The organism is Actinokineospora enzanensis DSM 44649 (genome assembly GCF_000374445.1).
Lineage (GTDB): Bacteria > Actinomycetota > Actinomycetes > Mycobacteriales > Pseudonocardiaceae > Actinokineospora > Actinokineospora enzanensis.
Genome location: NZ_KB894418.1, coordinates 1 through 17466, shown reverse-complemented (window position 1 = coordinate 17466; position 17466 = coordinate 1). Strand labels below are relative to the sequence as shown.

13 protein-coding genes are annotated in these 17466 nt (G+C 70.9%); 9 read left to right on the top strand and 4 right to left on the bottom strand.

What is annotated here, in order from left to right:
* Positions 1-79 precede the first annotated feature (79 nt).
* The 4 genes from C503_RS0119115 to C503_RS0119100 are packed head-to-tail and all read left to right on the top strand — an operon-like array spanning position 80 to position 3152.
* The gene (locus C503_RS0119115) at positions 80-1000 is read left to right on the top strand and encodes a Rossmann-like and DUF2520 domain-containing protein (RefSeq protein WP_018683831.1); all 921 of its coding nucleotides are present in this window, start codon (positions 80-82) and stop codon (positions 998-1000) included.
* A complete protein-coding gene (panC, locus tag C503_RS0119110; RefSeq protein ID WP_018683830.1) occupies positions 997-1884 on the top strand; it encodes a pantoate--beta-alanine ligase in 888 nt (295 codons plus the stop codon). Before C503_RS0119115 ends, panC begins: the two co-directional genes overlap by 4 nt.
* Before the next feature lie 15 nt (positions 1885-1899).
* The gene (gene panD, locus C503_RS0119105; RefSeq protein ID WP_018683829.1) at positions 1900-2373 is read left to right on the top strand and encodes an aspartate 1-decarboxylase; all 474 of its coding nucleotides are present in this window, start codon (positions 1900-1902) and stop codon (positions 2371-2373) included.
* 2 nt (positions 2374-2375) lie between these two features.
* Positions 2376-3152, top strand: coding sequence for a type III pantothenate kinase (locus C503_RS0119100; RefSeq protein ID WP_018683828.1), 777 nt, complete (start codon positions 2376-2378; stop codon positions 3150-3152).
* Positions 3153-3963: 811 nt separating this feature from the next.
* Here C503_RS0119100 and C503_RS0119095 read toward each other — a convergent pair.
* Positions 3964-4701: a class I SAM-dependent methyltransferase gene (locus C503_RS0119095; protein ID WP_018683827.1), complete on the bottom strand. Its 738-nt coding sequence runs from the start codon at positions 4699-4701 to the stop codon at positions 3964-3966.
* Between the two features lie 72 nt (positions 4702-4773).
* Between C503_RS0119095 and lysS the strand changes: the two genes are divergently transcribed.
* Positions 4774-6282, top strand: a complete 1509-nt coding sequence (gene lysS, locus C503_RS0119090; protein WP_018683826.1) for a lysine--tRNA ligase — start codon at positions 4774-4776, stop codon at positions 6280-6282.
* Positions 6283-6448: 166 nt separating this feature from the next.
* Positions 6449-6793 carry a histone-like nucleoid-structuring protein Lsr2 gene (locus tag C503_RS0119085; RefSeq protein WP_018683825.1) on the top strand — a complete coding sequence of 115 codons (345 nt, stop codon included), beginning with the start codon at positions 6449-6451 and terminating at the stop codon, positions 6791-6793.
* 320 nt (positions 6794-7113) lie between these two features.
* Here C503_RS0119085 and C503_RS0119080 read toward each other — a convergent pair whose 3' ends face one another.
* Complete coding sequence (locus C503_RS0119080; protein ID WP_018683824.1) at positions 7114-7959, bottom strand: (2Fe-2S)-binding protein; 846 nt, start codon at positions 7957-7959, stop codon at positions 7114-7116.
* Positions 7960-8452: 493 nt separating this feature from the next.
* Between C503_RS0119080 and C503_RS0119075 the strand changes: the two genes are divergently transcribed.
* Together C503_RS0119075 and C503_RS39975 are read left to right on the top strand one after the other, a co-directional pair.
* Complete coding sequence (locus C503_RS0119075; RefSeq protein WP_018683823.1) at positions 8453-11017, top strand: ATP-dependent Clp protease ATP-binding subunit; 2565 nt, start codon at positions 8453-8455, stop codon at positions 11015-11017.
* A 127-nt stretch (positions 11018-11144) separates the two neighbouring features.
* Positions 11145-14408 (top strand): AfsR/SARP family transcriptional regulator, encoded by a 3264-nt coding sequence (locus tag C503_RS39975; RefSeq protein WP_156893330.1) that lies wholly within the window; start codon positions 11145-11147, stop codon positions 14406-14408.
* Positions 14409-14430: 22 nt separating this feature from the next.
* Here the strand turns inward: C503_RS39975 and C503_RS0119065 are convergent, their stop codons facing one another.
* Together C503_RS0119065 and C503_RS0119060 are read right to left on the bottom strand one after the other, a co-directional pair.
* A complete protein-coding gene (locus C503_RS0119065; RefSeq protein ID WP_018683821.1) occupies positions 14431-15225 on the bottom strand; it encodes an ABC transporter permease in 795 nt (264 codons plus the stop codon).
* Positions 15222-16181, bottom strand: a complete 960-nt coding sequence (locus C503_RS0119060) for a daunorubicin resistance protein DrrA family ABC transporter ATP-binding protein (RefSeq protein WP_018683820.1) — start codon at positions 16179-16181, stop codon at positions 15222-15224. Before C503_RS0119060 ends, C503_RS0119065 begins: the two co-directional genes overlap by 4 nt.
* A 144-nt stretch (positions 16182-16325) precedes the next feature.
* Between C503_RS0119060 and C503_RS0119055 the strand changes: the two genes are divergently transcribed.
* A complete protein-coding gene (locus C503_RS0119055) occupies positions 16326-17360 on the top strand; it encodes an endonuclease/exonuclease/phosphatase family protein (protein WP_018683819.1) in 1035 nt (344 codons plus the stop codon).
* Positions 17361-17466 lie beyond the last annotated feature (106 nt).

Below are 17466 nucleotides of genomic sequence, written 5' to 3'. Positions count from 1 at the left end.
GTCCGGTACCCGCGCCGATGCGGGCCTGGAACGAAACTAGGGAGCTTGACGCCATGGTTCCGATCGTCGGGAACCCCTCGTGAGCCGTCCCGCGCGGCTGTCGGTCGGGGTCGTGTCCGCGGGCCGGGTGGGTGCCGTGCTGGGCGCCGCACTGGCCCGCGCCGGGCACACCGTCACGGCCGTGTCCGCGGTGTCCCGCGAATCGCTGCGCCGCGCCGAGAACCTGCTGCCGGACGCCGCCATCCGTCCGCCGGACGAGGTTGCCGCGGCCGCCGACCTGGTGCTGCTGGCCGTGCCCGACGACGCGCTGCCCGGCATGGTCCGCGGGCTGGCCGCCGCCGGTGCGCTGCGGGCCGGGCAGATCGTGGTGCACACCTGCGGCGCGCACGGCGTCGGCGTCCTCGCGCCTGCCGCCGAGCACGGCGCGCTCGGCCTGGCGCTGCACCCGGTGATGACGTTCACCGGCCGCGCCGAGGACCTCCAGCGGATCGCCGCGTGCAGCTTCGGCATCACCGCCGACGACGGCGACGAGGTCGCCTGGAACGTGGCCGAGGCGCTGGTCGTGGAGATGGGCGCGGAGCCGGTCCGGGTACCCGCCGCGGCCCGCCCGCTCTACCACACCGCCCTCGCGCACGGTGCGAACCACCTGGTCACCCTGGTCGGCGAGTGCGCCGACCTGCTGCACCGGGCCGGGGTCGGCACCCCGGAGCGACTGCTCGGCCCGCTGCTGTCGGCCGCCCTGGACAACGCGCTGCGGCACGGCGACCGCGCGCTCACCGGCCCGGTCGCCCGCGGTGACGCGGGGACCGTCGCCCGGCATGTGGGCGTGCTCGCCGAGCACGCCCCGGACATGCTGCCCGCCTACCGCGCGCTGGCCACGCGCACCGTCCACCGCGCGGTCGACTCCGGTCTGCTGCGCGCCGACCTGGCGCCCGACGTGGTCGCGGCCATCGACCGCGACAGTTCCGCGGGCGACCGGTCCGAAGGAGAGAACTCGTGACACCCCGCTTCACCGCCGGGAACCTGCACCGGCACAGCTCGCCGGAGGAGCTCGGCAAGATCACCCGGGCGCTACGCGCGACCGGCCGCAAGATCGCCTTCGTGCCCACCATGGGCGCCCTGCACGACGGGCACCGGGAGCTGCTCAGCCGCGCTCGGCGGATCCCGAACACGGTGCTGGTGGCCTCGATCTTCGTCAACCCGTTGCAGTTCGCCCCCGGCGAGGACTTCGAGCGCTACCCGCGTCCGATCGAGGACGACCTGGCCGTGTGCGAGGCGGAGCGGGTGGAGCTGGTGTTCACCCCGGAGCGCGAGGCGCTGTATCCGCCGGGCGCCCAGGTGACCGTCCACCCCGGACCGCTGGGCGACGAGCTGGAGGGTGCGTCCCGGCCTGGCCACTTCGCGGGCGTGCTGACCGTGGTGGCCAAGCTGTTCAACATCGTGCGCCCGGATTACGCGCTCTTCGGCGAGAAGGACTACCAGCAGTTGGTCCTCATCAAGCAGATGGTGCGCGACCTGGATATGGAACCGCACGTCATCGGCATCCCCACCGTCCGCGAACGCGACGGCCTGGCCCGCTCTTCCCGCAACGTCTTTCTGGACGCGGACCAGCGCGTCGCCGCCGTCGCCCTGTCCGCCGCGTTGACCGCGGGCGCCCACGCGGGCCTGGACGGTGCCGACGCCGTGCTCGCCGCCGCGCGGAAGGTGCTCGACGGCACCCCCGCGCTCGCGCTCGACTACCTCGCGCTGCGGGGTCCCGACCTCGGCCCCGCCCCCGACCGGGGCGAGGCCAGGCTGCTGGTCGCCGCCAAGCTCGGCGCCACCCGCCTGATCGACAACGTCCCCGTGCTGCTGGGCGCACCCGCCCTCGGCGAGCGCGGTTAGCGAAAGGTCCAGCCGATGTTGCGCACCATGCTCAAGTCGAAGATCCACCGGGCCACCGTCACCCAGGCCGACCTGCACTACGTCGGCTCGGTGACCATCGACGCCGACCTGCTGGACGCCGCCGACCTGCTGCCCGGCGAGCAGGTCGCGATCGTGGACGTGTCCAACGGCGCCCGCCTGGAGACCTACGTGATCGAGGGCCCGCGGGGCAGCGGCGTGATCGGCATCAACGGCGCCGCCGCGCACCTGGTGCACCCCGGCGACCTGGTCATCCTGATCGCCTACGGCCAGATGGACACCACCGAGGCCGCCGCCTACCAGCCGCGCGTCGTGTTCGTGGACGCGGACAACCGCGTCGTCCACCGCGGCACCCACGCCGCGCACGCCCCCGAGGACTCCGGCCTGCTCAGCGGCGCCGTCCTGGAATCCCCCGCGGAGACCGCCGACGCCGCCAAGCTGGACGCCCTCCTCGCCCACGAGGGTCGCTGAGCGTGCTGCTCGCCATCGACATCGGCAACACCAACATCGCCCTGGGCCTATTCGACAACGGCGAACTCCGCCGCGACTGGCGAATGCGCACCGACGCCCGCATGACAGCGGATGAACTGGCGCTGACCATGCGCGGCCTGATCGGCGCGGACGCGGACCGGATCGACGGAATCGCGGCCCTGTCGACAGTTCCGGCCGTCCTGCGGGAACTGCGGGTGATGCTGGGGCGGTACTACCCGCGCGTGCACCGGGTGATCGTGGAGCCTGGCGTGCGGACCGGGGTGCCGTTGTTGGTGGACAACCCGAAGGAAGTGGGGGCGGACCGGATCATCAATACGCTGGCCGCGCACCACCTGTTCAGCACGGCATGTGTGGTGGTCGACTTCGGGACTTCGACCAACATCGACGTGATTTCCGCCAAGGGAGAGTTCCTGGGCGGGGTGTTCATGCCGGGTATCGAGATCTCGGTGGACGCCCTGGCCGCGCGGGCGGCGGCGTTGCGCAAGGTGGAGATGGTGCGGCCGCGGTCGGTGATCGGGAAGAACACGGTCGAGTGCTTGCAGTCGGGGATCATGTTCGGGTTCGCGGGGCAGGTGGATGGGCTCGTCGCGCGGATCTCGCGGGAACTGGCGCGGACCGGGCATGGCGGGCCCGTGGCGGTGATCGCTACCGGGGGACTGGCGCCGATCGTGGTGGAGGAGGCGGAGTCGATCGAGCATCATCGGCCGGATCTGACCCTGCTGGGACTGCGACTGGTGTTCGAGCGCAATAGCCGCTGACGGCAACCGATGCCCGGCCGCAGTCGCCCACTGGACTGCTTTTGCGCGGCGGGTATTCGCGGCCATTGGAGCATCTGCGGGCCGCTGGTGTAACCGCGCTGCGGTCAAAGCAAGGAACATCTCGTGAATGTGGAAGCCCGCGCTTCGCGGCTGGCAGCACTTCTATCCCCGCGCGGGGAGTGCTCAGACGAGCGGATCCCGTCGGCGCTGACGGGAGGACCCTCCCCGCTTGTGCGGGGAACATGCCGTCGACTACGTCACCTTCAATCTGCACCAGGGACCATCCCCGCGCCTGCGGGGAGCACGGGGAGAGAGCTTCAGGCACGCATCGCCACAGCGGGCCATCCCCGCGTGCGCGGGGAGCACGTTCGCCACATCGGCGACGTCCACGCGCGGCACGGACCATCCCCGCGTGCGCGGGGAGCACACACCATCCCGACTCACCAGGCGCCGACGCACAGGACCATCCCCGCGTGCGCGGGGAGCACTGGGCCCCGGACAGCACGGCGAGGGTGAACGCCGGACCATCCCCGCGTGCGCGGGGAGCACCCTTGCTGACCTGCGACGTTATACCGGGTATGACCAGTTTTCGTTCACTTCACTCAGCTGTCGCATGAGTCGGCCAGCCGGTTCGGCGAAGCCGATCATCCCTGTTCGCCCCCACCCGGCCCCCCAACAAAGCCCACCGCTCCCAGGGGGATCCCCCTCGGCCATTCTACCGGGCGGGGGCGTCAGTGGATCTTGGAAAGCGGGTTGTGGATCTTGCCTGTGGATAACTTCTGTCGCCCAGCCGGGTGTAGTTCCGGGCGGGTCAGCCTGCCTTGTAGGCGCGGATTGCCACCGTGATCAGGGGGCGGTCGAACTCGCCCTGGGAAGTCTCCGGGCGGGACCACAGATACGTGCGGATGCGGTCGAACAGGCGGGTGCGCTCGGCCGCGTCGATCACGATCATGCTCGACTGGGTGCCGATGGTGGCCAGCATCGACTCCACCGTCCGGCGCTGCACGTGGTGGAACTTGGCTTCCTCCGGCTCGCTCAGCAGTTCATGCCGCGGCACGTGTTCCTCTTCGCCGCCGCTCGCGCTCGTCGTCAGCATGTTGGACAGTTCCGCGACCCACGGGACGTTCAGGTCGTCGCTGTTCCACAGGGCACCGAAGACGCCGCCGGGGCGCAGGACGCGGACGATCTCGTTCAGCGCTGTCGGGTTGTTGAACCAGTGAAAAGCCTGGCCCGTGAGAACCGCGTCGAACGAGGCGTCCGGGACCGGGATCTCCTCGGCGCGGCCCGCGAGGGCCGGGACGTCCGGTAAGCGGCGGGACAGTTCCGTGCGCATGGCCTCGTCCGGTTCGACCGCGGTGACCTCCAAGCCGAAGGAGAGCAGGGTCTGGGTGAGCTGGCCGGTGCCCGCCGCCAGGTCGAGGACGCGGGCACGGTCGCCCAGGGCCCATTCGACCGCGGCCTCGGCGTATCCGGGGCGGTGCCGGGCATAGGCGACGGCGTTGCTTCCGAATGAACTTGCTCGCCTGGCGTGCATCTCCGGCTGTTGCATGATTCAACGGTATCCATGTCCGCGGCGGATACTGGTTTGGGGCGCCCTACCGGGTCTCCGTACCCTTTGCGCATGAGCGACGAGCAGCCGACAGACCTCACGACCGGCGACGACCTGCCCGAGCAGATGCGTATCCGGCGGGAGAAGCGCGCGCGGCTGCTCGCCGAGGGCGGTGACCCCTATCCGGTGGAACTGCCGCGCACGCACAGCCTCGCCGAGATCCGGGAGACCTATTCGGACCTTCCGGTGGACACCGCCACCGGCGTCAAGGTCGCGGTCACCGGGCGGGTCATGTTCCTGCGCAACACCGGCAAGCTCTGCTTCGCCACGCTGCGCGACGGCGACGGGACCGAGTTGCAGGCGATGCTGAGCCTGAACAACGTCGGCGCCGACCCGTTGGCGGCCTGGAAGTCCGATGTCGACCTCGGCGACCACGTTTTCGTCTCCGGTGAGGTCATCACCTCCCGCCGCGGCGAGCTGTCCATCCTGGCCGACGAGTGGCGAATGGCGGCGAAGTCGCTGCGGCCGCTGCCGGTGGCGCACAAGGCGTTGAGCGAGGAGACCCGGATCCGGCAGCGCTACGTCGACCTGATCGTGCGCGGGCAGGCGCGCGATGTGGTGCGCAACCGCGCGGGTGTGGTCCGGTCGCTGCGGGACAGTTTCCACCGGCGCGGTTTCATCGAGGTCGAGACGCCGATCCTGCAGACGATGCACGGCGGGGCGACCGCGCGGCCGTTCGTCACGCATTCCAACGCCATGGACGTCGACCTGTACCTGCGGATCGCGCCGGAGCTGTTCCTCAAGCGGTGCGTGGTCGGCGGGCTGGAGAAGGTCTTCGAGATCAACCGCAACTTCCGCAACGAGGGCAGCGATTCCTCGCATTCGCCCGAGTTCGCGATGCTGGAGTACTACGAGGCCTACGCCACCTACGACACCGTCGCGGTGACGACCAGGCAGCTGGTGCAGGAGGCCGCCGAGGCGGTGTTCGGCACCCAGGTGGTCACCCTGGCCGACGGCAGCGAGTACGACGTGTCCGGTGACTGGACCGCGCTGACCATGTACGGGTCGCTGTCCGACGCGCTCGGTGAGGAGGTCACCCCGGAGACCTCGGTGGAGGTGCTGCGCAAGCACGCGGCCGCGCGCGAGCTGGAGGTCGACCCCAAGCACGGGCACGGCAAGCTGGTCGAGGAGCTGTGGGAGCACCTGGTCGGCGACCACCTGCACGCGCCCACTTTCGTCCGGGATTTCCCGGTGGAGACCTCGCCGCTGACCCGGCAGCACCGGTCGGTGCCCGGGGTGGCGGAAAAGTGGGATCTGTACATCCGCGGTTTCGAGCTGGCCACCGGCTACTCCGAACTGGTCGACCCGGTGGTGGAACGGGAACGCCTGGAGGATCAGGCCAGGCACGGCGCGGCGGGTGATGACGAGGCCATGCGCCTGGATGAGGACTTTCTGCGCGCGCTTGAGTACGGAATGCCGCCGACCGGTGGGGTGGGAATGGGCATCGACCGCCTGTTGATGGCGCTCACCGGCCTCGGCATCCGGGAGACGATCCTGTTCCCCCTCGTCCGGCCCGAATGACCCGTTCGGGTATCCGGTACTAACGCAATCCGCGGGATTTGCGCTAGCCTGCCCCCGGGCAGTATTTCTCCAGTGCGCACTGGTGAGCGATGAGCACCTCTCGCACGGTGCTGAGGAACTCGGTAGGCGAGCAGGCAGGGCACATTCACGCCGGAGGAGGGCGCAGATGGCGCAGAAGGTCACGGTTTCGTTGGTCGACGATCTCGATGGTTCGGTGGCCGAGGAGACCGTCGAGTTCGGGCTGGACGGCGCGTCCTACGCGATAGATCTGTCCAATGACAATGCGGAGAAGCTGCGCGACATCCTGGGCGACTTCGTCGAGCACGCGCGGCGTTCCGGCGGGCGCAAGCGCCCGCTGGGCAAGACCCTGGGCAGGCCGCCGCGCACCGCGACCGCCGACCGCGAGCAGAACCAGGCGATTCGCGAGTGGGCGCGCAAGCAGGGCATGAAGGTGTCCGACCGCGGCCGAATCCCGTCCGAGGTTCTGGACGCTTACAACGAGCAGGCCTGACCGACCGCATAAGAGGCTGCCGACGGGGTCGGCAGCCTCTTGCGCTTTCCGTGATCATTTGTTATCCGCGCCGACCGGTGCCTGCCTGGCGAATTCGCCGGGCGTTCACGTTTTCCCAGTCGACTGGGCGCGACCGGTGTGGCGTACGGCACTTCGTATTCACCTGGTGAATCCCCGATCGCGCTGGGTGGTGCCCCCGGTCTATCCCTTGGCGGAATCGCCGCGACCGGGATGCGAAGTGTGTCGGCTTCGCTTTGACCGAGGGTCGAGAACCGCACGAGAACGGCGATGTCCGTTCTCCGCGTTCCACCTCGACCCGGCTACCGGCCTTTGCGGCTGAGCCGGGGGCAGGTCTCGCAGAGGCCCTGGCCCGCGGCGAGCAGGTAGTGGAAGCAGCAGCTCTCCCGGCGCCGGGTCCAGCGCAGTGGTTCCGTCCCGCCGCCGACCGGCCGCAGCGTGGAGGCGGAGGTGAGCGGGGCCTCGCCCGCGCCGAGCACCAGCGCGGCGTCCAGCACGCCCTCGCCCTCGGCGCCGCCGTAGCGCCCGGCCAGCCACAGCGCGCTGTCCAGCACATCGGTGGCCGCGGCCCAGAGCATCCGCCTGCCCAGCCGCACGCCGGGGGCGTAGGCGTCCACGAACCTCGCGGCGTGCGCGGTGTACCGGCCGCGCAGCACGGCGGCCAGTGCCCGCTCGTCGGGGACCACGGTGGCCTCCGGCAGTCCGGCGGCCGGGTCGTCGGGCAGGCAGACGAAGTGCGGGGACAGCACGGCCAGGGCCGCCGGGTGCGGGCGCGGCGCGGCGAGCCGGAAGGCCAGGTCGGCCGGGCGCAGCGACGGGACCCGGCGCTCGTGGTGGAACAGCAGCGCGGCGAGGTAGCCGGGGACCCAGAGGTAGTAGCTCATCACGTAGCCCGCGCTGGTCCGATCGGGCGAATCGCCATAGGTGTCGGCCAGCCAGCTGCCGAGATCGTCCCGCCAGCGCTCGAACGCGCCCGGCCGGGCGAGGAACTCCGCACACCCGGACCAACCCTCGGCCTGGTCCGACAGGCCGAACCGCACCTCGGCGCGAGTCTGCCTGCGGTTGACCCGGGCGAGTGAATCCGCGAGGTATCCGCGGCGCGGGCGGGCGGTGAGGCCGGAGTACTGCCCCTCGATGTAGCCGGTCATCGCCACCCGCCCGCCCGGTGTGCGCATTGGCGCCCGCCGCGCGGCGGCGCCATAGTGGCGGCCGGGCGACCGTGGCCCCGATGTCCGATCGGACTTGGTCGTACCGGCGAACGGAGGCGCGTGTTCCCCCGCACGGCGCCTCCTTCCCCGAACTCGGCATCAAGTGAGGCTTGCCTTACCTTACCCAACTCGGTCACGAGGTGTCCGGCGGTCCGGTGAACCGACGCCATACCCGAGTGGGTGGCTGTGTTCGCGCTCAGCGGACAGGCGGTGTCTTGTGGAATCCATCCGGGAAGTCGCACGTTGGGAGAGACGAAGGAGCCAACTGGAGAAACGGGACGACCGCGGGTGGTCGGAAGCGGTCGAAAAGGTCAACATCGGGCCGCGAGTGGCACTGAGCGCACGCGTCGGGCCTACTACAGTGGTCTCACGGTGCTGAATCCACGGGAAGGTCGTGGAGAAGGGCCGCCGGCGCAGCAGTCAGGGAGTGCGAATGTTCGAGAGGTTCACCGACCGCGCGAGGCGGGTGGTCGTCCTGGCCCAGGAAGAGGCCAGGATGCTCAACCACAACTACATCGGCACCGAGCACATCCTCCTGGGCTTGATCCACGAGGGTGAGGGTGTCGCGGCGAAGGCGCTGGAGTCGCTCGGGATCGCCCTTGAGGGCGTGCGGCAGCAGGTCGAAGAGATCATCGGCCAGGGTCAGCACGCGCCGAGCGGGCACATCCCGTTCACCCCCAGGGCGAAGAAGGTCCTGGAGCTGTCGCTGCGTGAGGCGCTACAACTCGGGCACAACTACATCGGCACCGAACACATCCTGCTCGGCCTGATCCGCGAGGGCGAGGGCGTGGCCGCCCAGGTGCTGGTCAAGCTCGGCGCGGACCTGAACCGGGTGCGCCAGCAGGTGCTGCAGCTGCTGTCCGGTTACTCGAACCCGGGCAAGGAGTCCACCGAGGGCGGTGGCCGAGGCGAGGGCACCCCGTCGTCGTCGCTGGTGCTCGACCAGTTCGGCCGCAACCTCACCGCCTCGGCGCGCGAGGGCAAGCTGGACCCGGTCATCGGCCGCACCAAGGAGATCGAGCGGGTCATGCAGGTGCTGTCCCGCCGCACCAAGAACAACCCGGTGCTCATCGGCGAGCCCGGCGTCGGCAAGACGGCCGTCGTCGAGGGCCTGGCGCAGATGGTGGTCAAGGGCGAGGTGCCGGAGACCCTCAAGGACAAGCAGCTCTACACTCTGGACCTGGGTTCGCTGGTCGCCGGTTCCCGCTACCGCGGTGACTTCGAGGAGCGCCTGAAGAAGGTGCTCAAGGAGATCAAGACCCGCGGCGACATCATCCTGTTCATCGACGAGATCCACACCCTGGTCGGCGCGGGCGCCGCCGAGGGCGCGATCGACGCCGCCAGCATCCTCAAGCCGATGCTGGCCCGCGGCGAGCTGCAGACCATCGGCGCCACCACCCTCGACGAGTACCGCAAGTACGTCGAGAAGGACCCGGCCCTGGAGCGCCGGTTCCAGCCGATCCAGGTGGGCGAGCCGTCGCTGGAGCACACCATCGAGATCCTCAAGGGCCTGCGCGACCGGTACGAGGCGCACCACCGCGTCACGATCACCGACGCCGCCCTGGTCGCCGCCGCCACCCTGGCCGACCGCTACATCAACGACCGGTACCTGCCGGACAAGGCGATCGACCTGATCGACGAGGCAGGCGCGCGGATGCGCATCCGCCGGATGACCGCCCCGCCGGACCTGCGCGAGTTCGACGAGAAGATCGCCGACGTGCGCCGGGAGAAGGAGTCCGCGATCGACGCGCAGGACTTCGAGCGGGCCGCCAAGCTGCGCGACAACGAGAAGCAGCTGCTCTCGCAGAAGGCCGAGCGGGAGAAGCAGTGGAAGGACGGCGACCTCGACGTCGTCGCCGAGGTGGACGACGAGCAGATCGCCGAGGTGCTGGCGAACTGGACCGGCATCCCGGTCTTCAAGCTCACCGAGGAGGAGACCTCCCGTCTGCTGCGCATGGAGGAGGAGCTGCACAAGCGGATCATCGGCCAGGAGGACGCGGTCAAGGCCGTGTCCCAGGCGATCCGCCGCACCCGCGCGGGCCTGAAGGACCCGAAGCGCCCGTCCGGCTCGTTCATCTTCGCCGGTCCGTCCGGTGTCGGTAAGACCGAGCTGTCCAAGGCGCTGGCGAACTTCCTGTTCGGCGAGGACGACGCGCTCATCCAGATCGACATGGGCGAGTTCCACGACCGCTACACCGCCTCCCGCCTGTTCGGCGCGCCCCCCGGGTACGTCGGCTACGAGGAGGGCGGCCAGCTCACCGAGAAGGTGCGCCGCAAGCCGTTCAGCGTGGTGCTCTTCGACGAGATCGAGAAGGCGCACCAGGAGGTCTACAACACCCTCCTGCAGGTGCTGGAGGACGGCCGCCTGACCGATGGCCAGGGCCGCACGGTGGACTTCAAGAACACCGTGATCATCTTCACCTCCAACCTGGGCACCCAGGACATCTCGAAGGCCGTCGGCCTGGGCTTCACCAGCGGCAACGACGTCAGCTCGAACTACGAGCGGATGAAGAACAAGGTCAACGACGAGCTGAAGAAGCACTTCCGGCCGGAGTTCCTCAACCGCATCGACGACATCATCGTGTTCCACCAGCTCAACCAGGAGCAGATCATCACGATGGTGGACCTGATGATCTCCCGGGTGGAGACCCAGCTGCGCAACAAGGACATGGCGCTGGAGCTCACCGACCGGGCGAAGAAGCTGCTGGCCAAGCGCGGCTTCGACCCGGTGCTGGGTGCCCGGCCACTGCGCCGCACCATCCAGCGCGAGATCGAGGACCAGCTGTCGGAGAAGATCCTGTTCGGCGAGATCGAGCCGGGTCAGATCATCATCACCGACGTCGAGGGCTGGGACGGCGTGGAGGAGAACGCGGACAAGGCGCACTTCGTCTTCCGCGGCGAGCCCAAGCCGACTCGGGTGCCGGACTCGTTGCCGGTCGAGCTGTCCGCCTCCTCCGGTGGCGACGCCGGTGACCAGCGGGACAACTCGGGCGAGTGAGCTGAGCGCCGGAACCACGCTTCAACCGTGACCAGGGCGGTCTCCCAGCGGGGAGGCCGCCCTGGCCCGTTCCCGGGTGCCGGTTGTGCGTCCGGTGTCCGGTTCCGCCGCCACTGGGTTTTCGGGGGTGCGATATCCCGCTGGCCCGTTCTGGAAAGCTGTCCGTGTGCAGGTGGCGATGCTCGGTCCGCTGCGCCTCGCCCGGAGCGGTGGGGCGGCTGTCGAGCTGGGCGGGACCAGGCTGCGGATGCTGCTGGCCCGGTTGGCCGTTGACGCCGGACGAGTGGTGCCCGCCAGCGTGCTCATCGACGGCCTGTGGGGTGACGAGCCGCCCGCGGACGCCACCAACGCGCTCCAGTCGCTGGTCTCCCGGCTGCGGCGGGGCCTGCGCGCGGACGCCGACGGCCTGATCGAGTCGCACCCCTCCGGCTACCGGCTGGCGATCTCCACCGACGACGTGGACGCGCACCGCTTCGAGACGCTGGCCGCGCGCGGCCGGGCCGAGCTGCGCGACGGCCGGTTCACCGCCGCCGCCGCGACCCTGCGCGCCGCGCTGGACCTCTGGTACGGACCCGCGCTGGCGGGCCTGGAGGAGGCGCCGTTCGCCGAGAGCGTGATCACCCGGTTCACCGAGCTGCGCGCGGCCGCCGCGGAAGACCGGCTGGACGCCGACGTCCGCGCGGGCAGGCACGCCGAGGTGATCCCCGAGCTGCACACCCTGGTCGCCGAGCAGCCGCTGCGCGAGCGGCCTGCCGCGTTGCTGGTGCGGGCGCTGTTCCTGGCCGGGCGGCAGGCCGACGCGCTCGCCGCCTACGAGCGGGTGCGCCAGGTGCTGGCCGACGAGCTGGGCGTGGAGCCGTCCGCGGAGCTGCGCGAGCTGCACTTGGCCGTGCTGCGCGGCGAGATCGCCCCGGCGGCGCCGCGGCCGGTCGCCACCGCCGCGCTGACCACCTTCGTCGGGCGTCGGGCCGAGCTGGCCGAGGTGTCCCGGCTGCTGGACAGCACCCGGCTGGTCACCCTGTTCGGACCGGGCGGCGCGGGCAAAACCCGGCTGTCCCGGGAGGTCATCGCGGCCTGGGACGGGCCCGTCTGGTTCGTGGAGCTGGCGGGCGTGCGCTCCGCCGACGATGTGGCGACCGCCGCGCTCAGCGGGCTGGGTATTCGCGAGGCGCGGCTGGTGGACGCGCACTCGCACACCGCCGGGCCGCGCTTGGGCACCGCGCTGGACCGGCTGGTGGAGGCGCTTGGCGCGCAGGAATGCGTGGTGGTGCTGGACAACTGCGAGCACCTGATCACCGCGGCGGCCACCCTCGCCGACGCGCTGCTGACCCGCTGCCCCCGGCTGCGGGTGCTGGCCACCAGCCGCGAGCCGCTGGCGATCACCGGCGAGTCGGTGTTCCCGCTTGGCCCGCTGGGGCTGCCCGCGCCGCACGCGGGCGCGCTGGAGGTGGCGGCCGCCGACGCGGTGCGCCTGTTCGTGGACCGCGCCGAGTCGGCGGCCCCCGGGTTCCGGCTGGACGAGGCCAACGCGCCGGTGGTCGCGGAGATCTGCGGCAGGCTGGACGGCATGCCGCTGGCCCTTGAGCTGGCCGCCGCCCGGCTGCGGTCGATGACCTCCGGCCAGATCGCCGAGCGGCTGGACGACCGGTTCCGGCTGCTCACCGGCGGGAACCGGACCGCGCTGCCCAGGCACCGCACGCTGCGCGCGGTGGTCGAGTGGAGCTGGGACCTGCTGGAGAAGCCGGAGCGGCTGCTGGCCCGGCGGCTGTCGGTGTTCCCGGCGGCGGCGCTGGAGGAGTCCGTGGTCGCCGTCGTGGCCGACGACGAGCTGCTGCCCACGGTGGACGTGGTCTACGTGCTGGCCGCGCTGGTCGAGAAGTCGATCGTGGTCGCCGCCGAGGGCCGGGATGGACAGGTCCGCTACCGGATGCTGGAGACCATCCGCGCCTACGCCGCCGAGCGGCTCGCCGAGTCCGGTGAGGCGGACGAGGTGGCGGGCACCTACTGCGCGTACTTCCTGGACTACCTCGCCAGGGCCGAGCCGCACCTGCGCGGCCCCGGGCAGGTCGAGTGGCTGGCCCGGATCACCACCGACCACGACAACCTGATCGCCGCCATGCGGCACGCGATCCGGCTGGGCAACGCCGATGTCGCGCACCGGCTGGCGGTCGACGCCGGCTGGTACTGGGTGATCGGTGGCCACCACCGCGAGGCGTTCGCCATGGTCTCGGAAGTGGTGGCCATCCCCGGCCCGGCCACCGGCCACGCGCGGGCCACGCTGCGCGCGATCGCGGCGTTCGGCCAGCTGGAGGGCATGCCGGACCGGGAGCACGTGCGCGCGCTGCGGGCCGACCTGAAGGCCACCGGCGCCATCGACCACTACCCGATCATGGCGATGCTGGAGCCGATGCTGGCCGCGTTCACCGGCGACATGGACGAGGCGATGGAGAGCCTGCGGGTCAGCGTCGAGCACCCGGACCCGTGGGCCCGCGCGCTGTCCCTGCTGGCCCGCGCCTTCCTCGCGGAGAACCTGGGCAGCCTGGCCGAGGCGGAGGCCGACGCCGAGCGCGCGCTGGTGGTCTTCCGCGGTCTCGGCGACCGCTGGGGACAGGCGATGGCGGTCGGCCAGGTCGCCGAGCGGCGGTCGCTGCGCGGCGACACCGAGGCCGCGATCGCCGCGTTCACCGACGCGGTCCGGCTGGTCACCGAGCTGGGCGCGCCGGACGAGCTGCCCGGCCTGCTGGGCAGGCTCGCGATGCAGCGCACCAGGGCCGGTGATCTCGACGGGGCCGATCGGGACATCCGGGAGGGGCTGGTGCTGGCCCGGCGGCGGGGCAACCAGGAGAGCGAGGCGATGCTGCTGTCCTGGGCCAGCCTGGTGGCCCGGCTGCGCGGCGACCTGCGCACCGCCTGGGAGCACTACGAGTACGGGTGGGCGCTGCTGGAGAAGCTGGTCAACCAGGCCCCGCACTGGGTGACCCTGTTCGCCTGCCTGCGCTCCCAGCTCCAGCTCGCCGAGGGCGACGTGGACGGGGCACTGCTGTCGGTCGGCGAGGCGCTGGCGCGGATGAGCGACGTGCCGGACATGCCGCTGGTCGGCTCGATCGCCGAGTGCACCGCGCTGGTGCTGTTCGACCGGGGCGACCCGGTCGCCGCGGCCCGGATGCTGGGCATCGGCACCGTCGTGCGCGGCGATCCCGACCTGGGCAACCCGGAACTGGCCGTGCTGCGGTCGCGTGTGGACGAGGCGCTCGGCGTGGACGGCCGCACCGCCGCCTACGAGTCCGGTCTGGCCCTCGGGCGAAGCGGCGCGCTGGCCGAGCTGCACAGCGTGCTCGGTCAGCCGAACCCCTATGAAAACGGGGAAGCCCCGTCCACCCCGGCGGGGTGAACGGGGCCAACACCCCCAGCGGTCAGGCGACGCGCTTGCGGTAGGCGCGCAGCGCCAGCGGGAAGAACACCGCCGCGATGGCCACCGCCCACAGGAACGCCCACCCGGTGTGCGCGGCCCAGTCGCCGCCAAGCAGCAGGCCGCGGGCGGCCTCGGTCAGGTGCGTCACCGGGTTGATGTCCACCCAGGCCTGCAGCCAGCCGGGCATCGTGCCCGACCCGACGAACACGGTGCTGCCGAAGGTCAGCGGGAGCATGAAGGCCACCAGCGTGCCCGGCACCGCCTGCGGGCTCTTCACCAGCATCCCGACGAACACCGACACCCAGCACAGGCACAGTCCGAACGCGAGCATCAGCAGGAACGCGATGACGAACTCGCCCGGTCCGGTCTGCACCCGGAAGCCCAGGATCACCGCGAACACGATCAGCACGACCAGCGTCACGATGAACCGCACGATATCGCCGAGCACCGCGCCGAGCAGCGGTGCCGACCGGGCGATCGGCATGCTGCGGAACCGGTCGAACACACCGGTCTTGAGGTCCGCGGCCAGCGCCATGCCGGTGCCCATGGAGGCGAAGCAGATGTTCTGCACCATCAGGCCGGGCAGCAGCGTCTGTAGGTAGGTGTGGGTGTTGCCGCTGATCGCGCCGCCGAACAGGTAGACGAACAACAGCAGGAAGATGATCGGCTGCAGGGTCACGTCCAGCAGCGACTCCGGGTTCTTGCGGACCTTGGTCACCGCCCGGCCCGCGAGCGCGATGCCGTGCCGCAGCGCGGCGGAGGGTCCGATGTGGAGTGCGGGTGCGGCGGTGGTCATGCCAGGCTCCCCTCGGTCACCGGGGCGGTCCGCCCCGTCAGGGTCAGGAACACCTCGTCCAGGCTGGGCAGGCGCAGCCCCAGCTCGTCCGCGGTGATGCCCGCGTCGTCCAGCCTGCGGACCACCGTGGACAGCAGCAGCGGATCGTCTACGGGTGTGGTCAGCACGCCGTTGTCGGTGTCGACCAGCGGCTCGGTGCCGGTCAGGTCGCGCAGGATCCCGGCCACGACGAGGGTGTCCGCGATCTGGGTGGGCCGCACCTGCAGGCTCAGCCCGCCGGTGCGCCGCTTCAGCTCGTGCGGGGTGCCCGCGGCGATCACCTTGCCGTGGTCGATGACCGTGATCAGGTCGGCCAGCTGGTCGGCCTCCTCCAGGTACTGCGTGGTCAGCAGCACCGTGACGCCGTCCTCCACCAGGCCGCGCACGGTCGCCCACACCTCGTTGCGGCTGTGCGGGTCCAGGCCGGTGGTCGGCTCGTCCAGGTAGAGCACCTGCGGGCGGCCGACCAGGCTGGCGGCCAGGTCCGCGCGCCTGCGCATGCCACCGGAGTAGGTCTTGATGCCGCGGCCCGCGGCGTCGGTCAGCTCGAACCGGGCCAGCAGCTCGGCGGCGCGGGCCTTCGCCTCCGCCCGGGACAGGCCGAGCAGCTTGCCGATCAGCACCAGGTTCTCGGTGCCGGACAGGTCCTCGTCCACCGAGGCGTACTGGCCGGTCAGCCCGATCACCCCGCGCACCGCGGTGGCCTGCTCGACCACGTCGAACCCGGCCACCCTGGCCCGGCCCGCGTCGGCGCGCAGCAGGGTCGCCAGCACCCGGACCGCGGTCGTCTTGCCCGCGCCGTTGGGCCCGAGCACCCCCAGGATCTTGCCCGCTGGCACGGCGAGGTCGACGCCGTCCAGGGCGACCGTGTCGCCGAAGCGCTTGACCAGCCCCTCGGCCTCGATTGCGTAGGTCATCTCGTGCCCCCTCCTTCTCGTTGAGGACCACGGTCGACCTCGCCGCTGTCAGCGCGAGCACAGGACACTGTCAGCGCTCGGGTGGCGGTTGACAGCCGTGTGCGCGGATGTCAGGCATGCTGGTGGCATGGGGTTGGACCAGGGATGACCGAGTCGGCGCTGGCCTACGACGACTACGGCGACCGAGGCGACTACGGAGGGGATCAGGAGGCAGCACCGCCGCGCAGGCGCAGGCGGCGCGGGGTGACGGTCTTCCTGGCACTGCTGGTCGTGCTCCTGTTCGCGGTGTGCGTGCTGCGGCTGGGCAGCGTCGACGGCAACTTCATCACCGTCGGCGTGCTCGCCCTGACGCCCTACATCGCGGGCTACGGGCTGGTGGTGGCCCTGCTGGCGCTCGTGCTGCGGCGGAAGGTGTTGTTCGTGCTGGCGTTGGTGGGAGCGCTGTCACTGGGGGTGCTGCTGGTGCCGCGGCTGCTGCCGGACGGGGACCCGATCCCGGGCGGGCAGCGGGTGCGGCTGCTGTCGGCGAACCTGATGATCGGGCGGGCGGACCCGGCGGCGCTGGTGAGCCTGGTTCGGGATGCCCGGGTGGACGTGTTGACGTTGCAGGAGCTGACGCCCGAGTCGATGAACGCGCTGGACGCCGCGGGGATCGACCGGCTCCTGCCGTATCGGGTGGTGCGGGCGCTGCCCGGGTCAGCGGGGAGCGCGATCCTGGCCCGGGTGCCGTTGCGGCAGATCGTGTTGGTGGATGATCCGGTGCTGGAGAATCCCGCTGCCGTGGTGGACCTGTCCGGTTCGGTGGATATCGAGGTCGTTTCCGTGCACACGGTGCCGCCGGTGATGTCCGATGGGGATCGGAAACGGTGGCAGAACGAGATCCTCTCGCTGCCCGGCCCGGATTCCACCGGGCGGCCGCGGGTGCTGGCCGGGGACTTCAATGCCACCCTGGATCACGGGGCGTTGAACGGGTTGTTGGATCGGGGATATCGGGATGGGGCCGAGCTGGTGGGTGAGGGGCTGCGGCCCACCTGGGTTTCGCCCCGGGGGTATCTACCGCCGGTGACGATCGACCACGTGCTGGTGGACAAGCGGATCGGGGTCACCACGGTGTCGGTGTACTCGTTGCCGGGCAGCGACCACAACGCCGTCTTCAGCGAGTTGGCACTGCCCAGGTAGCTAATGGTGCGACCCAGAACGTCGACCATGTCTCGACCCGCCCACGACGTGCCTGACGGCACCGCCGGAAACGACCAAGTACATCCAGTACGAGGCCGTTCCGGCG

Bases quoted from the DNA above. Each gene is read 5' to 3' on its own strand.
- panD (WP_018683829.1), top strand. From the start codon at position 1,900: ATGTTGCGCACCATGCTCAAGTCGAAGATCCACCGGGCCACCGTCACC.
- C503_RS0119095 (WP_018683827.1), bottom strand. From the start codon at position 4,701: ATGCAACAGCCGGAGATGCACGCCAGGCGAGCAAGTTCATTCGGAAGC.
- lysS (WP_018683826.1), top strand. From the start codon at position 4,774: ATGAGCGACGAGCAGCCGACAGACCTCACGACCGGCGACGACCTGCCC.
- C503_RS0119085 (WP_018683825.1), top strand. From the start codon at position 6,449: ATGGCGCAGAAGGTCACGGTTTCGTTGGTCGACGATCTCGATGGTTCG.
- C503_RS0119080 (WP_018683824.1), bottom strand. From the start codon at position 7,959: ATGACCGGCTACATCGAGGGGCAGTACTCCGGCCTCACCGCCCGCCCG.
- C503_RS0119075 (WP_018683823.1), top strand. From the start codon at position 8,453: ATGTTCGAGAGGTTCACCGACCGCGCGAGGCGGGTGGTCGTCCTGGCC.
- C503_RS0119065 (WP_018683821.1), bottom strand. From the start codon at position 15,225: ATGACCACCGCCGCACCCGCACTCCACATCGGACCCTCCGCCGCGCTG.
- C503_RS0119060 (WP_018683820.1), bottom strand. From the start codon at position 16,181: ATGACCTACGCAATCGAGGCCGAGGGGCTGGTCAAGCGCTTCGGCGAC.
- C503_RS0119055 (WP_018683819.1), top strand. From the start codon at position 16,326: ATGACCGAGTCGGCGCTGGCCTACGACGACTACGGCGACCGAGGCGAC.